At 58.7% G+C, this 17,073-nt stretch carries 18 protein-coding genes; 5 read left to right on the top strand and 13 right to left on the bottom strand.

The features are described 5' to 3' along the window. Window positions 1-2 precede the first annotated feature (2 nt). The 13 genes from ylxM to D5270_RS07435 all read right to left on the bottom strand — a co-directional run bounded on the left by ylxM (window position 3) and on the right by D5270_RS07435 (window position 10,804). Window positions 3-365 carry a YlxM family DNA-binding protein gene (gene ylxM / locus D5270_RS07495; protein ID WP_166543513.1) on the bottom strand — a complete coding sequence of 121 codons (363 nt, stop codon included), beginning with the start codon at window positions 363-365 and terminating at the stop codon, window positions 3-5. A gap of 230 nt (window positions 366-595) precedes the next feature. Beyond that, window positions 596-1,546 (bottom strand): L-lactate dehydrogenase, encoded by a 951-nt coding sequence (locus tag D5270_RS07490; protein WP_166543512.1) that lies wholly within the window; start codon window positions 1,544-1,546, stop codon window positions 596-598. An 82-nt stretch (window positions 1,547-1,628) separates the two neighbouring features. Beyond that, the gene (gene ruvX, locus D5270_RS07485) at window positions 1,629-2,057 is read right to left on the bottom strand and encodes a Holliday junction resolvase RuvX (protein WP_166543511.1); all 429 of its coding nucleotides are present in this window, start codon (window positions 2,055-2,057) and stop codon (window positions 1,629-1,631) included. Continuing rightward, a complete protein-coding gene (locus D5270_RS07480; protein WP_166543510.1) occupies window positions 2,054-2,731 on the bottom strand; it encodes a histidine phosphatase family protein in 678 nt (225 codons plus the stop codon). The genes ruvX and D5270_RS07480 overlap by 4 nt, the downstream gene beginning before the upstream one ends. Next, a complete protein-coding gene (locus D5270_RS07475; protein WP_166543509.1) occupies window positions 2,725-3,645 on the bottom strand; it encodes a dihydroorotate dehydrogenase in 921 nt (306 codons plus the stop codon). Before D5270_RS07475 ends, D5270_RS07480 begins: the two co-directional genes overlap by 7 nt. A gap of 5 nt (window positions 3,646-3,650) precedes the next feature. Continuing rightward, window positions 3,651-4,409, bottom strand: a complete 759-nt coding sequence (locus D5270_RS07470) for a dihydroorotate dehydrogenase electron transfer subunit (protein WP_166543508.1) — start codon at window positions 4,407-4,409, stop codon at window positions 3,651-3,653. Between the two features lie 76 nt (window positions 4,410-4,485). Next, the gene (locus tag D5270_RS07465) at window positions 4,486-4,908 is read right to left on the bottom strand and encodes a VOC family protein (RefSeq protein ID WP_166543507.1); all 423 of its coding nucleotides are present in this window, start codon (window positions 4,906-4,908) and stop codon (window positions 4,486-4,488) included. After that, a complete protein-coding gene (locus tag D5270_RS07460) occupies window positions 4,908-5,810 on the bottom strand; it encodes a hypothetical protein (protein ID WP_166543506.1) in 903 nt (300 codons plus the stop codon). The genes D5270_RS07465 and D5270_RS07460 overlap by 1 nt, the downstream gene beginning before the upstream one ends. 62 nt (window positions 5,811-5,872) lie before the next feature. After that, window positions 5,873-6,775: a helix-turn-helix transcriptional regulator gene (locus D5270_RS07455; protein WP_166543505.1), complete on the bottom strand. Its 903-nt coding sequence runs from the start codon at window positions 6,773-6,775 to the stop codon at window positions 5,873-5,875. Window positions 6,776-6,897: 122 nt separating this feature from the next. Beyond that, window positions 6,898-8,343, bottom strand: a complete 1,446-nt coding sequence (locus D5270_RS07450) for an amidohydrolase (protein ID WP_166543504.1) — start codon at window positions 8,341-8,343, stop codon at window positions 6,898-6,900. Window positions 8,344-8,376: 33 nt separating this feature from the next. Beyond that, window positions 8,377-9,117, bottom strand: a complete 741-nt coding sequence (locus tag D5270_RS07445; RefSeq protein WP_166543503.1) for an amino acid ABC transporter ATP-binding protein — start codon at window positions 9,115-9,117, stop codon at window positions 8,377-8,379. After that, window positions 9,101-9,790, bottom strand: coding sequence for an amino acid ABC transporter permease (locus tag D5270_RS07440; RefSeq protein ID WP_207709324.1), 690 nt, complete (start codon window positions 9,788-9,790; stop codon window positions 9,101-9,103). Before D5270_RS07440 ends, D5270_RS07445 begins: the two co-directional genes overlap by 17 nt. A gap of 126 nt (window positions 9,791-9,916) precedes the next feature. After that, on the bottom strand, window positions 9,917-10,804 hold the full coding sequence (locus tag D5270_RS07435; RefSeq protein WP_166543502.1) for a transporter substrate-binding domain-containing protein: 888 nt from the start codon (window positions 10,802-10,804) through the stop codon (window positions 9,917-9,919). 212 nt (window positions 10,805-11,016) lie between these two features. Here D5270_RS07435 and D5270_RS07430 point away from each other — a divergent pair, with 212 nt between their 5' ends. From D5270_RS07430 to D5270_RS07410, 5 genes are all read left to right on the top strand, one after another. After that, window positions 11,017-13,812, top strand: a complete 2,796-nt coding sequence (locus tag D5270_RS07430) for a glycoside hydrolase family 3 protein (protein WP_166543501.1) — start codon at window positions 11,017-11,019, stop codon at window positions 13,810-13,812. A gap of 91 nt (window positions 13,813-13,903) precedes the next feature. Beyond that, window positions 13,904-14,053 (top strand): hypothetical protein, encoded by a 150-nt coding sequence (locus D5270_RS07425; protein ID WP_166543500.1) that lies wholly within the window; start codon window positions 13,904-13,906, stop codon window positions 14,051-14,053. 57 nt (window positions 14,054-14,110) lie between these two features. Next, window positions 14,111-14,260, top strand: a complete 150-nt coding sequence (gene scfA / locus D5270_RS07420; RefSeq protein WP_166543499.1) for a six-cysteine ranthipeptide SCIFF — start codon at window positions 14,111-14,113, stop codon at window positions 14,258-14,260. A 76-nt stretch (window positions 14,261-14,336) separates the two neighbouring features. Beyond that, window positions 14,337-15,722 (top strand): thioether cross-link-forming SCIFF peptide maturase, encoded by a 1,386-nt coding sequence (gene scfB, locus D5270_RS07415; protein ID WP_166543498.1) that lies wholly within the window; start codon window positions 14,337-14,339, stop codon window positions 15,720-15,722. Continuing rightward, on the top strand, window positions 15,719-17,065 hold the full coding sequence (locus D5270_RS07410) for a PLP-dependent transferase (RefSeq protein ID WP_166543497.1): 1,347 nt from the start codon (window positions 15,719-15,721) through the stop codon (window positions 17,063-17,065). Before scfB ends, D5270_RS07410 begins: the two co-directional genes overlap by 4 nt. The last annotated feature ends 8 nt before the right edge of the window (window positions 17,066-17,073 follow it).

Here is a 17,073-nt window from a genome sequence, read left to right as displayed (position 1 = left end):
GACTACTCCTCGTCCGAGATTTTCTGCGCCAGGCCGATTATCTCCTGGGCGCTCCTGTCAATCCCCTCTATATCCCCGGCGTTCAGCTCCTGTATCTCAAGGGCGCAGTCGCATATCTCGGCAAGCGCCCCCTGTACCTCCTGGAACCTCTTTGCAAGCCCCAGCTTCTCCTCCATCTCAACAAGCTGCTCCTTGGACCTCTTTATGGAGTCCCTCACGCCCTGCCTGCTTATACCCCGCTCCTCGCCTATCTCCGCCAGGGACATGTCCTGGTTATAGTACTCGTCAAGGGTCTCACGCTGGGTATCGGTGAGCATCTCTCCGTAAAAGTCCAGCAGCACCGATATCCTCAGGTCCTTGGGCATCCGGGCTATCCTTCCTTTCTCCTCCCGCCCCCTCAGGCGGCCCCTCTGTATCTCTGTAAAGGGATTCTCTTTACACCTTAGGAATTATACACTATTTTACGCCGTTTGTCAACATAAAATCGCGGCCTTTGGAAACGTCTTTGCAAAATTCCCAGCCGGATGTATATGGGGCGGGGCAGCACCACAAGGGTTTACCGCCCCGCTCACCAGAGCCTGTTTTAAAACAGGCTCTATAGCTCCAGCCCCTGGTAGTTCTCCTCCAGTATGCCGCAGGACTCGTTAAACTTCTCCTGCTCCTCTTCGGTGAGCCCCAGCTCAAGCACCCGGTCCACGCCGTTTCGGTTCACAATACAGGGCACCCCTGCATAGACCCCCCTCTGGCCGTACTCCCCCCAGAGCCTTGCGGACACGGTCAGCACCGAGTTCTCGTCTGAGAGCACCGCCCGGGCTATGCGCACCATCGCCATGCCTATGCCGTAATAGGTGGCCTTCTTCGCCTCGATTATGCGCTGGGCCGCGTCCCTCACCTCAAGGCTCAGCCTCTGCACCTCTGAAAGCTGGTACCTGCCCCCCGACTGTCCGCACACGTCTATCACAGGCTTTGTGGCTATCATGGCCTGGCTCCAGGGGACGAACTCGCTGTCCCCGTGCTCGCCGATAACATAGGCGTGCATGTTCCTGGGGTCAACGGCGAAATATTCCCCCAAAAGGTACCTGAGCCTTGCGGTGTCAAGGGTGGTCCCGGTGCCGAAGACCCTCTTTGGGTTAAAGCCCGAGAGCTCGAAGGTCACCCGGGTCATAATGTCCACCGGGTTTGTGGCCACCAGGAAGACCCCGCCGAAGCCCGAGCGCACCACCGGCTCTATAATAGACTGAAACACCTCGGTATTGCGCTTTAGCAGCTCCAGCCTGGACTCCCCGGGCTTCTGCCCCACCCCCGCCGATATCACCACCATGTCCGCGTCCGAGCAGTCCGAGTATTCCCCGGCGTAAATCTTCATGCTGCTCCCGGCAAAGGCCAGCCCATGGTTTAAATCCATGGCCTCGCCCATGGCCCGCTTCTTGTCCACGTCCACCAGCACCAGCGTGTCGCAGAGCCCCCGGTTGAGGGCTGAATAGGCAAAGCTCATGCCCACCATCCCTGTGCCCACCAGGACTATCTTACGTTTGTTGCCGCACATATTACCACACCTTTCCGTCTGCTGTTTATTATAGTTTTTAAATTATAATATAATTATAATTTAATATAGTATGGCCCGGAAATCAGCTTTCTTCCCTGTGGTTCCTCCTGTACTGCAAAAAGTCCTCAAGTATCACCACCGCCGCCACCGCGTCCACCACGGCCTTCCTCTTTTTGCCCCGGGTATTGGTCTCGTTTAAATACCCGTGGGCGGTAAGGGTAGTGCCCCGCTCGTCCACAAAACGCACCGGCAGGGAGGTGAGCTCCCCTATCTTCGCCCCCATTTCCCGGGCAAAGCGGGCGCTCTCCCCCTCGGAGCCGTCCATGTTCCGGGGGAGCCCCAGGGCTATGAGCCCGGCTTCTGCCTCTCCCGCCGCCTGCGCTATCTCACGGCAGAGCTTCTCCGGGTCCCGTTGGCATATCACCTTAAGGGGGCTTGCCAGCAGCTCATTTTTGTCACAGACCGAGAGCCCTGTCCGGGCATGGCCCAGGTCGACGCCCATGATTATCATACCGGCTCACTCCCCCTAAAGGCCTCAAAGGAGAATTTTGTGGGCGGCCTGCGCATGTCCTCTGGCAGGTGCGAAAGGTCGTTTGTACTCTCAAAGCACAGCCTGTCCCCTTCGGCTATTACCGTGCTCACCCCGGTATTGCCGAAGACCTCGCTCTTTCTTATGCCCGCCGGTTCCCCGAACTGTATCCGGGCGTAGAGATTCCTGAGCACCCCGCCATGGGTAGTTATTACCACAGTCCTCCCCGGATTCTCAGCTATCACCCTGTCAAGGGCCCTGTTCACCCGCTCGTATACCTCCGCCATAGTCTCTCCCCCGGGGAACTCACAAAGGTCCGGGTACCGGTCCCATTTTTCGGCGGTCTCCGGGTAGTTCAGCGCCAGCTCTTTCAGGGAGCGGTTCTCAAGCTCACCCACGTTCATCTCAATAAAGCCCGGCTCGTCTATCACCTCTATATCATTATGGTACTTGGCGATGGCCTGCGCGGTCAACCGGGCACGTTTTAGGGGGCTTGTGTATATCACGTCAATGGGCTCGTTCCGAAATCGCAGGCCCAATAATTCCAGCTGCTTCTCACCGGCGGGGCTTATGTCCGCGTCATACTGCCCCTGGAACTTGTGCTCGATATTCCCCATGGACTGACAATGCCTGATAAGATAAATCCTTGTCACCACGGCCTCACCCCCCCTGTAAGCTCTGATACAGACTTCACGCCCTTTTTATCCATGAACTCAAGAAGCCCGTCCCGGATTTTTATGGGCGCGTATGGGTCGGTGAAGATAGCCGTGCCCACCTGTATGGCAACCGCCCCGGCCAGGAGCATTTCAACCGCGTCCTGCCAGGTGGATATCCCCCCAAGGCCCACAACAGGCAGCTTCACCTTATTACATACCTGCCAGACCATGCGTATTGCCACCGGCAGCACTGCCGGGCCCGAGAGCCCCCCGGTATTGTTCCTGATTATAGGGCGGCGTGAGTTGATGTCAATGCGCATACCTGTGAGGGTATTTATAAGGGACAAAGCGTCGGCCCCGCCGCTCTCGGCGGCTATAGCCATCTCGGTGATGTCGGTAACATTGGGGGAGAGCTTCACCATCAGGGGCTTTTTGCAGCGCTCCCGCACCGCCCGGGTAATACCCTCCACCCCCTCTGCCGTGACCCCGAACTGCACCCCGCCCTCCTTCACGTTGGGGCAGGATATGTTCAGCTCCACCATATCTACAGCCGTGCCGTTGAGAAGCTCAGCCGTCCGGCAGTAGTCCTCCACGGTGCTCCCGGCAATATTTGCAATTATCCTCGTGCCCTGCTTTGAGAGCCATGGTAAGTCCTCGTTTATAAAGTGCTCCACCCCCGGGTTCTGCAGGCCCACGGCGTTGAGCATACCCCCGGGGGTCTCTGTGACCCTTGGGGGCGGGTTGCCCGGGCGCTCCTTCAGGGTAGTGCCCTTGCAGCTTATCCCCCCCAGCTCGCTTAGGGGGTACAGCTCGCCGTACTCCCTTCCGAAGCCAAAGGTGCCCGAGGCGGCGATTATGGGGTTATTGAACTCCACGCCGGCTATGTTCACAGAAAGCTTATTATTTTTTTCCATAATACCTATACCTCCTTCAGCCTGTCCATAGGGAACACCGGGCCGTCCTTGCACACATGTCCGAAATACTCCCGGCCCTCGCCGTCTGTAAGGGCCACCGCGCACCCAAGGCAGGCTCCCACACCGCAGGCCATCCGCTGCTCAAGGGAGAGGTACCCCGGCACGCCCCGCTCTCCTGCAAGGGCCCCCGCCCCTCTGAGCATGGGCCCGGGCCCGCAGGCCATGAGCACCTGGAAGTCCTCCCCGGTGGCAAGGTCTGTCACAAGGCCCTTATGCCCATAGGAGCCGTCGTCCGTGGCTATGAGCACCTTCGCCCCGGTATTTTTAAAGTCCTCCTCCAGAATCACAAGGTCCCGGTTTCTGAAGCCCAGGACAGCTACAGCGTTCCCCCCCAGGGCCTCAGCCACTCCCAATAATGGGGGCACGCCTATGCCGCCGCCCACTAAAAGCGTGCGCTTATTTGGGTCTATGGGGAATCCCTTTCCCAGAGGGGCAAGGATGTCGATATCGTCCCCGGGCCTATACCGGGAGAGCTTTTCGGTGCCCTCCCCCCGCACCTGGAACACAAAGCGCAGGGTCTCCCTGCCTATGGAGCATATGGAGATGGGCCGCCGCAGGGTGTGCCCGGGGACGAGAATCTGGGCGAACTGCCCGGGGGCGGCTAAGGCGGCAAGCTCCGGGCAGGACACTGTGAAGTCGAATATGCCGGGGGACAGCTCCCGGGCGGCAAGAAGCTTGCACTGACGTGAATCGAAGGGTTTCATTGGGTGCTCCTTTACGTTTTTCTTTAATTATAGCAAAAGAGCGCCACCCGGTCAAGCCGGACAGCGCCCTTTGGATTTATCTCTCTGTCTGCTCGGTCATAATCCCCCAGCGTATGCCGAACCTGTCCACGAAGACTACCCGGCAGGAGCTGTATGGCGTGGCCTCCATGGGGTATATGGTCTTACTCCCCTCCTTCATCGCCTCATACGCCCGCTGTACCTCCTCCTTTGTGTCCATCATCACAGTCAGGAAATTGGAGTAGCAGGTCTCAAACTCTATGTCGATATGGTCCGCCATGATAATCCTCTCCCCGCCCAGCAGCAGCTCGGAGTGGTATATATACTCCCCCTGGCCTTCTTTAAGCAGGGGGTTATACGCCGGGTCGTCCGCCTCGCCGTATGTTATCAGGCAGTTTATCCTGCCGCCGAAGGCCCTTTCATAGGTATATATGGCCTCCCGGCAGTTCCCGCCGAAATTTATTGTGGGCACAAGCTTCATTATAATTCCCCTCCCTTAAATGCCAGGTAGAACCCCAGCTTCTCCATAGTGACCTTTGGCCTCCACCACTCCCGGGCCTGTCTGAACTCCTCCTCATAGGGGGTGTTCCACTGCCAGGTTATGTCATACCCGCCGTCCTCCATCTGGAGCCTGTCCACGGCCCCTAAATCGGCCTTAATGAGCCCGTCTATCCCCGCCGGAAGATACCCTTCGCAGCAGAAGAAGGCCGATGGCCCCGCCGCATAGTCTACGCCGTACTTCTCCACATCCCGGCAGAGGGACAGGCCCACGGCCCTTCTCACCGCATCCCGGCCCTTTTCAAGGTCTATCACATCCGTAACACCGTACAGCTCCAAAAGCCCGTGGGCCAGGATAAAGCACTTCGCCTCGTCGCTGCCTATCTTCTCCGCCGACTCAAGCCACCGGAAGGCCTCCCCCACCAGCTCCTTCCACTTTTCTTCGCCGTCCACGCAGGCCATGAACGCCGCCAGGGAGACCGTGGGGTTCCAGCCCTCGCCCTCATGGTCCCCGGGCTCCCACCAGACAGCGTGGGGATATAGAAGGTTTGAGGCGACAGACCCTGCCCAGCGCCGTTTCTCCGGCAGGAAGCCCTCGCCGCTTCTCAGCCACCGGGCAATGCCCTCCGCCATGTCCCCGGCCTCTCCCAGGGCGCCGCAGTGGTGCAGGCGGATTATGGCGTCGTTGGTGGTGATGGGGGTGGAGCCGGGGTTCCAGTTGTCCGGCTCCAGGGCATTTCCGAAACCGCCGTCCGGGTTCTGGAACCTTTTAAGCTCCTCAGCCACCGCCCGCCTCGGCCCGCCCTCGAATATACACCTGTACTCCGCCAGCTCCAGGGGCCGGGCGGTATCGGTGATGAACCTTTTAGCTTTATTGACGTCCATCAGTTTACCTCCATAGGGATAATTTTATCCCATTATACCCCCATAAACATGACAACAGTATGTCATGTTTCCCCGTACCGCTCAATAATTTTTCTCCCCATCTTCAAAAGCTCCTCCCGGACTTCAGGTGGGTCTATAAGCTCGGCATCGCCCCTGAACTCCAGCAGCCAGTCAACGGCGCTGTCAAGGTTCGTGAAGTCTATCTGAAACCTGCACCGCCCGTCCGGCTCCACAGTAAAGCACCCCTCGCCGTACTCCTCCACCAGCCGCCACTTGTATTTTGGCGGCACAATGGCCTCCACCCGGTAATTCCCGGGGAATACCCGCTCGTCGCTCAAATCCGGGTAGGGTATCTCCCGGGGCTCAAAGCCCTCCAGCAGTGTGAGGCCCGCCATGCGGTTCAGCTTAAAGAGCCTGTAGTCATTTCGTTTCAGGCAGAAGCCCCACACGTACCAGCTGCCCCATCTGAACACGATATAGTAGGGCTCAACAGTCCGCCGGGACTCCCCGCCCGGGCCGTAGTACCTGAAGCCCGCCAGCCTGCAGCCGCTGATGGCCTCCTGCAAAAGGCCCAGCTTTTCAGACAAGGGCCCCTTGTACCAGGAGGCCAGGTCTATGAGCAGGGAGCCCTCCTGGGCCATGAGCTTCGGGCCCGCCAGCTTCTCCATTAGCTGGGAGTACCTGTTGGTGCCGCTGACGCTGTCAAGGCTCCGGAGCCCGGCTAGAATCGCCTGCATGTCTCCGGAGGTGAGCAGGGCCTTGTCAACCCTGTAGCCGCTCATGATAGCCAGCCCGCCCCCCGCGCCCTGGCTGGTGGAGATTGGGATTCCGGCGCGGCAGAGGGCTTCGATGTCCCGGTTAATGGTGCGGCGGGAGACCTCGAAAGTCGCAGCGAGAAAAGGCGCTGTGACCTTTTCCCGCTGCAGCATTATGGATAGTATTCCTATTAGTCTGTCGATTTTCATGTGGTTACCTTTTTTCAGAGCTTCGCTCTGAGTTAAGGGCTTGGGGCGCTGCCCCAAACCCCGCCAGGTGCCGGGCGCACCTGGACCGCGTTTCGCTTCGCGCGCTCTCCCATAGCATTCTGCTATAGCATTTCTTCCACGGGCACCGGCACTGCGTCCGGCTCTATCGGGCAGTCGTAGCCCTTTGCAGCAGCCACTTTAAACTCAGCCTGGGCAGCCTCCAGCAGCTTCGGGTCTGTCAGCAGGTCTATGGCTGTCCCCGCCAGCACCTTCGCCGCGTACATCAGCCCCTTATGGGCTATGCCGGTCTTCCCGCCGCTCACATTCTGCCAGCTATGCCCTGGGGAATGGGCGGTCCAGGTGGCGGTGCTTATCTGGGCTGTTGGGGTCTGCCAGCTCACGTCCCCCACGTCGGTGGAGCCCGGCTCCTGGTTGGTGCTGTGGAAGAAGGGGCACAGGAAGTCGTTCAGCGGGGCCTTTCCGTTGTCCGACAGCTCCGACACCCTCCTGCGGATTTCAGGGTCGTACTTCGCCCCGATTCCCGGCAGCTCGCCGTCATTCGGGCAGGTGGCGTCTAAAGCCGCGGCAAAGTCCCGCTCCTCCTTTGTGTACTCTGGCAGGGGTATCTCCTCCATATTGGCGTAGAGGGCCCGCTCAAGGGTCTCGTTGGGCAGCAGGTCAGCCGTGCCGTCAATGAACCTTCTCTTAAAGGTGGTGTCGGTCATCAGTGCCGCGCCCTTGGCAATATTGTCCACCCTTGCCAGCAGCTCCTTGTTCCGGGGCACCGTGTTTGAGCGCACCATATATAGAACTGTAGCCTTGCTCTGCACAACATTTGGGGAAATACCCCCGGTATTGGTGATGGCGTAGTGCAGGCAGTCGGTATTTGGGATATGCTCTCTCAAAAACTGCACCCCTATGTTCATCAGCTCCACCGCGTCCAGGGCGCTTCTCCCCTGGTGGGGGTTCCCTGCGGCGTGGGCGGCTATGCCGCTGAAGGTGTACTCCACCTGCATAGAGGTGTTGTTCGTCCCGGTAAAGATTTCGTTAGCCGTGCCCGGGTGCCAGGTCAGCGCCGCGTCCAGGGAGTAGAACAGCCCCTCCCGGGCCATGAACGCCTTGCCGGCGCCTCCCTCCTCGCCGGGGCAGCCGTAGTATATCACCGTGCCGCTCTCCCCTGAGGCCGCCAGGTACTCCTTTACGGCCCAGGCCGCCGCCAGGCTCCCGGCCCCCAGCATATGGTGCCCGCAGCCGTGTCCGTGCCCCCCTTCAACCTCCTCACAGGGGGAGAGCTCCCCGGCCTTCTGGCTCAGCCCCGCAAGAGCGTCATACTCCCCCAGTATGCCTATCACCGGCCTCCCGCTGCCGAACTTCCCCGAGAAGGCTGTCTCTATCCCCGCCACACCGTGCTCCACTTCAAAGCCCAGCTCAGAGAGGGTCCTCTCATACAGCTCAGCCGCCCTGTGCTCCGACAAAGACAGCTCCGGGTCCCCCCAAATCCTGTCCGATACCTCTGTGAACAGCTCCTGTTTTTCCTCCAGCAGCTTGTATATTTCAGCTTTAGTCATGCCTATACCTCCATTACATTAAACAGCTTTTAGCTATAGTACCTTTCCGAGAAAATCCTTGAGCCTGGGGTTTTGGGGGCTGCTGAACAGCTCCTCCGGCGCCCCAGACTCCATTATTACCCCGTCCGCCATAAAGAGCACCCTGTCGGATACCTCCCTTGCAAAGCCCATCTCGTGGGTGACTATCACGCTTGTCATGCCGGCCTCTACCAGCCCCTTTATGACCTCCAGCACCTCCCCCACCATCTCAGGGTCCAGGGCGCTGGTGGGCTCGTCAAAGAGCATTACGTCCGGCTCCATGGCAAGGGCCCGCACGATTGCAAGCCTCTGCTTCTGCCCGCCGGAGAGCTTCCCGGGCATGACCTCTGCCTTGTCCGCAAGGCCAACCCGCTCCAGCAGCTCCATGGCCTTTTTATCCGCGTCCCCCTCGCTCATGCCCTTTACAAGGGTTGGGGCCAGGGTGATGTTCCGCTTCACCGACAGGTGCGGGAACACGTTGAAGTGCTGGAACACCATGCCCATCTTCTGCCTATGCAGGTCGATGTCCACCTTTTTCCCGGTTATCTCCACGCCCTCAAAAAATATCTGCCCCTGCTCCGGAGTCTCCAGCAGGTTCAGGCACCTTAAAAAGGTGCTCTTCCCGCCCCCCGAGGGCCCTATCACCGACACCACCTCGCCGGAATGTATGGTCTCCGACACACCCTTCAGAACCTGGAGCTTCCCAAAGCTCTTATGCAGGTCCACCGTTTTAATAAGCTCAGTCCGCTGTTCCACGTGCCATCCTCCTCTCAAAAGCCGCCACGACCTTGCTCAGCGGGAAGGTCAGGCAGAGATAGATAACGCCCACAATAATCAGCGCCTCAAACCGCAGGTACGTGGCCCCGCCCACCAAAAGGTACGAGGTCATCAAATCCCCCAGGAAGAAGGTGGAGGCAAGGGACGTCTCCTTGAGCATCATAATAAACTCGTTGCCCAGGGCCGGCAGGATATTCCTCACTGCCTGGGGCAGCACTATCCTCGTCATGGTCTGCCGCCCGGAGAGCCCAAGGCTCCTTGCCGCCTCGGTCTGCCCCTTGTCCACCGCCTGTATGCCCGCCCTTATCACCTCGGACACATAAGCCGAGGAGTTTATGCACAGGGCCAGGGCCACCCACATAAATGGCGTAAGCGGCAAAAAGGAGAACACGTTTGAGAGCACAAAGTAGAATATGTACAGCTGCAATAATATGGGCGTGCCCCTTATCACCTCTATATACACCCCGATTATGAACCGCACGACTTTAAACCTGCACATCTTCCCCATGGCCACCAGCGTCCCCAGAATCACGCCGAACAGCACCGCTATGGCTGTCAGCTTCAGGGTGTTCGTAACGCCCTCCAGCAGGAACACCTGCCAATACTGCTGCAAGAGCTTCACTATATTCGGCCCTATCTGCGATAAATCCATTCCCCTGCTCCCTCCAAAATTTCTGTGTTTTATTTTTTATTTATAATTTATTTATATAGTATAATTATAGCTTGCTATAACAGTACCCGCCCGTTTTGCCGGGCGGGTACGCGGTCTTCCTGTTTATTACTCTGACTCAAGCTGGGAGGACTCGCCGCCCTCTGTCCCTTCCTCACCGGAGGAGGGCTCATCCTCAATGGTGACCTCCTGGGCGGTGGCGCTCATGGCCTGCTCCTTGGCCTCGTCGTACCATTCGCCGTAGACCCCGGCGTCGTAGGCCTTTTTCAGTATATCATTGACCTTTTTAGTCAGGTCGTCGTTGCCCTTCTTCAAAACGATAACATTGGCTGTGTACTTCTCGTCCACCTCGAACTGGAAGCCCGAGAGCGCCACATCGCTGTCGTTGGACATGAACACGTCGGCCTGGCCCTTTGCCACAGCCATGGCGTCAAAGTCGCCCTTCTTAAGCTGCAGGAGGGCCGTGCCCAGGTCGCCCACCACCACTATCTCGCAGCCGGGAAGCTGCTCCTGGCAGAGGGACTCCTGGAGGGAGCTGGTCTGGGCCCCCACCTTCACGCCGTTAAAGTCCTCGGCCTTGGTGTACTTGCCCTCGTCCTCCTTGCGCACGATTACCACCTGGTCGCTCTCGTTGTCCCCGGGATAGTAGAAGTCCGAGAGGTTAAATCCGTCCTCACGGTCCTGCCTCCAGGAGAAGCCGGATATAGCCATGTCAACGGTGCCCATGCTCACAGCCGTGGTGCAGGCGTCAAAGCTCATCGGCATTATCTCAAGCTCCATCCCCATCTCGTCGGCAATATACCTTGCCAGCATCATGTCAAAGCCCACATACTGCTCCTGGCCCTGCTTGCTCGTGTCCACAAAGGCCATGGGCGCAAAGTCCGGGCTTGTTGCCACCTTCAGCTTTTCGCCCTTCTTCCCGTCCCCGCAGGCCGCTGCCGCCGTCACAATAAGGCATAGGGCCAGCAGGAGGGCTAAAATCTTCTTCAGCTTCATATTTACCGCACTTCCTTCTTGAATTTAGTTTTCGTCATACATTATAACCGCATAAATATACATTGTCAAGGGCAAACTATGAATTTTATTTCATCCACAGATATTCCCATTCAATGGGTCAGATTTTGTGTATTTTTGTCCGTACCCTTGCCTAAACTGTAAATCTCTGGTATAATAGTCTAAAGTATTCAAATCAGAAAGGCGGTAATTTTATGAAAACCTTTGAGCCCGGCGCGTATTCTGCCCTTGCCCGCCGCACTGTAGCCGAGGGCTGCGTGCTCCTTCGCAACGAGGGCCAGGCCCTGCCCCTTCCCGAGGGGGCGAAAGTAGCTGTCTTCGGGCGCAGCCAGTTCAACTACTATAAGTCCGGCACAGGCTCCGGCGGCCTTGTGAACACCGGGCATGTGCCGAACATCACCGAGGCCCTTGAAGCTTCCGGCAGAGTAACTGTGGACGGGGAGCTCAAGTCCGTCTATGAGTCCTGGATAGAGGACCACCCCTTCGACCCCGGGCAGGGCTGGGCCAACGAGCCCTGGTACCAGGAGGAAATGCCCCTCTCCCCCGAGACCGTCTCAGCCGCCGCCCGGGCCAACGAGGCCGCTGTTGTAATCCTGGGCCGCACCGCCGGTGAGGACAAGGACAGCTCCGCTGTGGAGGGCAGCTACCTTCCCGCCAAGGCCGAGCTTGACATGCTGAAGGCCGTATGCGAAAGCTTCCGCCGGGTAGCCGTGGTGATAAACTCCGGCGGCATCCTGGACATGAAGTGGGTGGAGGAGTATAAGCCCGGGGCCGTCATGTATGTATGGCAGGGGGGTCAGGAGGGCGGCCTTGCCGTAGCAGACGTGCTCACCGGCATACAGAGTCCCGGCGGCAGGCTATCGGACACCATCGCCCGGGACATCAGCGACTACCCTGCCGCCGGAAACTTCGGCAGCGAGAGCCGCAACCTCTACCCCGAGGACGTGTACGTGGGCTACAGGTATTTTGAGACCTTCGCCCCGGACAAGGTGCTGTACCCCTTCGGCTTCGGCCTGACGTACACCACTTTCGAGCTCTCAAACCAATCCGTATCCCTGGGCGATGACGGCAATATCTGGCTCAGCGTCACGGTGGGGAACACCGGCTCCCGCCCGGGACGGGAGGTGGTGCAGGTCTACTGCGAGGCCCCCCAGGGTAAGCTGGGCCAGCCCGCCCGCTCCCTCTGCCACTTTGCCAAGACCCGTGAGCTGGCCCCCGGCGAGCAGCAGGGCTTCAGCCTCTTCTTCACGCCCAGCGCCCTTGCCAGCTACGACGACTCCGGCGTTACCGGGCACAAGTCCGCCTGGGTGCTTGAGGGCGGCGAGTATACCTTCTATATAGGCACCGACGTGCGCTCGGCGGAGAAGGTTGGCTCAGTCACCTTAGATGAAACTGTAGTAGAGCAGCTTGAGGAGGCCTGCGCCCCTGTTACCCCCTTCGACCGCCTGCGCCCCGGCACGCCCCAAGACGGTATCTATAGTAAAGCCTACGAGCCCGCACCCCTGAGGACCGTGAACCCCATGGACAGGCGCAATGAGAAGCTCATAAAGTCAGAGAGCTGCACCGGAGATAAGGGCTATAAGCTCTCGGACGTATCCGACGGCAAGGTGACTATGGACCAGTTCCTCAGCCAGCTCACCGACGATGACCTCTGCTGCATAGTCCGTGGCGAGGGCATGTGCTCCCCCAAGGTCACCCCCGGCACGGCTGGAGCCTTCGGCGGGGTCACAAAGCGCCTGCTGGACTTCGGCATACCCACCGGCTGCTGCGCCGACGGCCCCAGCGGTATACGCATGGACTGCGGCACCCACGCCTTCGCCATGCCCAACGGCACCTGCCAGGCCTGCACCTTCGACCCTGAGCTTGTAAGCGAGCTCTACGAGTACGAAGGGCTGGAGCTTCGTAAGAATAAGGTAGACACCCTTCTGGGCCCCGGCATAAATATCCACCGCCACCCCCTTAACGGCAGGAATTTCGAATATTTCTCAGAGGACCCCATGCTCACAGGCCGGATGGCTGCCTCCCAGCTCAACGCAATGCACAAGTACGGCGTAACCGGCACCATCAAGCATTTCGCCTGCAACAGCCAGGAGTTCCACCGGCACGACGTGGAGGCTGTAATATCCGAGCGGGCCCTGCGGGAAATCTACCTGCGCCCCTTCGAGATAGCCGTAAAGGCCGGGGCCGCCCGCTCCATCATGACGAGCTATAACCCGGTAAACGGCCTCTGGTCCGCCAGCAACTACGACCTGCTCACCACCATACTTCACGGCCAGTGGGGCTATACCGGCATGGTCATGACCGACTGGTGGGCCAAGTCCAACGACGAGGGCCAGGAGGGCGAGCGTACCAACACCGCCGCAATGGTCCGGGCACAGAACGACCTGTTCATGGTGGTGCCGGACTCCGCGTCAAACGCCATGCACGACAACTCCGCCGAGGGCCTCGAAAAGGGCACCGTGGACCGCTGGGAGTACCTGCGCTCCGCCGGGAATATCTGCAACTTCCTCCTCCAGTCCCCGGCCCTCCAGCGGCTCCGGGGCATAGAGACCGAGCTTGACCGGGCCCTCTCGGAAGCCCCCTCCCTGGACGACGGGGACAGCGCCGAGATGTTCTACGTTGAGGCGGGCGGCGACAACCGCATTGACTTCGACATCTCACTTATCGGCCTTGAGAAGGGTGATAACACAAGATTCGGCGTGTCTATAAAGGAGCAGGGGCTGTATAAGCTGACCCTGACCCTGCGCTCCACCGATAGCAACGACGTGTCCCAGCTGCCCCTCTCCGTCTTCCAGGACCGGAACCTCCTTGGCACCGCCACCCTCACCGGGGCCCAGCGGGACTGGGAGACCGCCGAATTCAACGTGATGGGCTTCTCCGGCAACTTCTACCTGCGCTTCTTCGCCGCCCAGACCGGCCTTGAGCTGAAGTCCGTAACGCTGGAGCTGGTGAAGACCCTCCAGGAGCTGCAGAAGGAGATGGGGGCGTAAGGCCCACAACAGCTTGACTTTTGCTCAACTAAAATGTATAATGTGGATGAAAGCAAACACACAGACCGCCGGATAAAAAGGAGCGTAAACTATGAACATGCAAGAAATGAGCCGATTGATTCAAGGCCTAAGAAAGCTTGGCCTGGAGGACAGACAGCTTGCCGATTTTCTGCTCTGGGTAGAAAGCGGCGCTGTGGAATATGAGCCGCAGCCGCTCAATGAACAGAAGCGGGACTCTTGACAACCCCCCGCCCTTGTGCTAAAATATAAAAAACTCATGTGAACGGAGGGAAACCCCATGGATTTAATCAAGACCCTGAACACCCGCGACCTCTGCGAGAGCGCCAAGAACGGTGGCTGCGGCGAGTGCCAGACCTCCTGCCAGTCCGCCTGCAAGACCAGCTGCGGGATTGCAAACCAGGAGTGTGAAAACAAAACCGAGGAGTAACCGCCCCTCAGGTTTCGGTGCCGCCCTAACCCGGCGGCACTTTTTTATGCTGACATATTTTAGGGAGGACTGACCCATGGTACACCAATACAAGCTCGGCGGCTATAACATAGTTCTGGACACCTGCTCAGGCTCTGTCCACGTGGTGGACGAGGCAGCTTATGACATGATTGCAATGTATAAAGAGCTCCCCCGGGAGGAGATAGTCTCAATAATCCTTGACAAATACAGCCATAGAGAGGAGCTCACGGAGCCTGAAATACTGTCATGCTTAGACCAGATTTCAGCTCTGGAGCAGGCCGGGAAGCTCTTCACCCTCGACAGCTTTGAGCCTATGGCCGGGGACTTCAAGGCCCGCAGCGGCAGCGTTATTAAGGCCCTCTGCCTCCACGTGGCCCACACATGCAACCTCAACTGCTCCTACTGCTTCGCAAGCCAAGGGAATTTCCACGGGGAGCGGGCCCTTATGAGCTATGAGGTGGGCAGGCGCGCCCTGGACTTTCTCATTGAAAACTCCGGTAGCCGCAGGAACCTGGAGGTGGATTTCTTCGGCGGCGAGCCCCTGATGAACTGGCAGGTGGTGAAGGAGCTTGTCAAATATGCACGCTCCGTTGAGGGAAATGCCGGCAAGAATTTCCGCTTCACCCTCACCACCAACGGCATGCTTATCGACGATGATGTGATTGATTTTTGTAATAAAGAGATGTCAAATGTTGTCCTCAGTCTGGACGGCAGGAAGGAAGTAAATGACCGTTTCCGGGTAGACTACCAGGGCCGGGGGAGCTTCGACGCCATTGTCCCCAAGTTCCAGAAGCTTGTCAAAAGCAGAAATGGTAAGCAGTACTATATGCGCGGCACCTTCACCCACCATAACCCCGATTTCCTGGAGGACATCAAGGCCATGCTGGACCTGGGCTTCACCGAGCTCAGCATGGAGCCGGTGGTCTGCGCCCCGGACGACCCCTCGGCACTGACAGACTCTGACAGGAAAATTGTCATGGAGCAGTACGAGAAGCTTGCAGAGCTAATGCTCCAGCGCAGGAAATCCGGCAAGCCCTTCACCTTCTACCACTATATGATTGATTTGGAGGGCGGCCCATGTATATATAAGCGGATTTCCGGCTGCGGCTCCGGCACTGAGTACATGGCTGTCACCCCCTGGGGGGATTTGTACCCCTGCCACCAGTTTGTAGGTGATGAAAAATATAAGCTGGGGAATGTCTTTGACGGTGTGACAAACCCTGCCATCCAAGAGGAGTTCCGGGCCTGCAACGTCTACTCCCGCCCGGACTGCGCCGACTGCTGGGCCAAGCTCTACTGCTCAGGGGGCTGCGCCGCCAACGCCTACCACGCCACCGGAAGTATCAGCGGCATTTACGAGGCCGGCTGCGAGCTGTTCCGCAAGCGCATGGAGTGTGCCATTATGCTCAAGGCCGCGGAAGCCGAGCCTCAGAACTCATGACCACGCCAATCCATGATTTTGTCAGGTTTTATGCCGGCTCAAGCCCCTCCCGCCTCCACATGCCGGGGCATAAGGGGATAAGTTTCCTGGGCTGCGAGCCCTGGGACATCACCGAGATAGGCGGCGCCGACAACCTGTACGGCCCCCAGGGCATTATCCGGGAAAGCCAGTCAAATGCTGCCAGGCTCTTTGGCTCAGCCGCCACCCTCTACTCCACCGGAGGCTCCTCCCAGTGCATACGCGCCATGCTCTATCTGACCCTCCTGGCCCGCGCCGAAGGCCCCGCCGCCCGCCCGCTGATTCTGGCCGGGCGCAACGCACACAAGGCCTTCCTCACCGCCGCCGCGCTCCTGGATTTGGATGTCTGCTGGCTCTACCCACAGAATGACCGCTACAGCTTGTGCCGGTGTGATATACCCCCATCATATCTTGATGATATGCTCACCCGGCACCCCAGCGCAGCCGCCGTCTACCTCACCAGCCCCGACTACCTGGGCAACACAGCCGACATCAAATCCCTGGCCGAGGTGTCACACCGCCACCATGTACCCCTCCTTGTTGACAACGCCCACGGAGCCTATCTGCGCTTCCTCAGCCCCTCCCTCCACCCCCTGGACCTTGGCGCGGACCTCTGCTGTGACAGCGCGCACAAGACCCTCCCTGTCCTCACGGGGGGTGCGTACCTACATATTTCACACAATTCACCGTCAATCTATGCCAGCAATGCCTGTCATGCCATGTCAATGTTCGGCTCTACCAGCCCCTCATATCTGATACTCCAGTCATTAGATTTATGTAACTTATATCTTGACAAGAATTACCCACAAAAACTGGCTGACACCATTCAGTATTTGACAGCTTTAAAGTCAAATCTCTCACAAAAAAACTGGCAGTTCGCCGGAGACGAGCCCATAAAGCTGACAATCTCTACCCATTCCAGCGGCTATACCGGCCCGGAGCTTGCCGACCTCCTACAGTCAGAGGGTATCCACCCCGAGTACGCCGACCCCGACTACCTGGTGCTCATGCCCACCCCCGAGACCCCGCCGGAGGCCCTCCACCAGCTGGAATCGGCCATCATCAATCTCCCCCTGCGCCCGCCGCTGCCTCACCGGCTCCCAGCCCTCCAGCCTCCCCAGCAACTCCTGACCCTTCGTCAAGCGCTCTTCTCCCCCAGTGAAAAGCTGTCAATCACCGACTCCGTAGGACGCACCCTGGCGGGCCTCTCAGTGAGCTGTCCGCCTGCCGTAGCTCCCGCCGTACCCGGTGAGGTTTTGACAGAAAACACAGTAGAAATTTACCGTTACTATTGTGTCGAGACCATATCCGTGCTAAAAAAATAAAAGTCCTG

It is taken from the genome of Acutalibacter sp. 1XD8-36 (assembly GCF_009917525.1).
Taxonomy (GTDB): Bacteria; Bacillota; Clostridia; order Oscillospirales; family Acutalibacteraceae; genus Acutalibacter.
The sequence above is the reverse complement of the archived record's forward strand: the minus strand, read 5'-3'. Positions and strand labels throughout refer to the sequence as shown.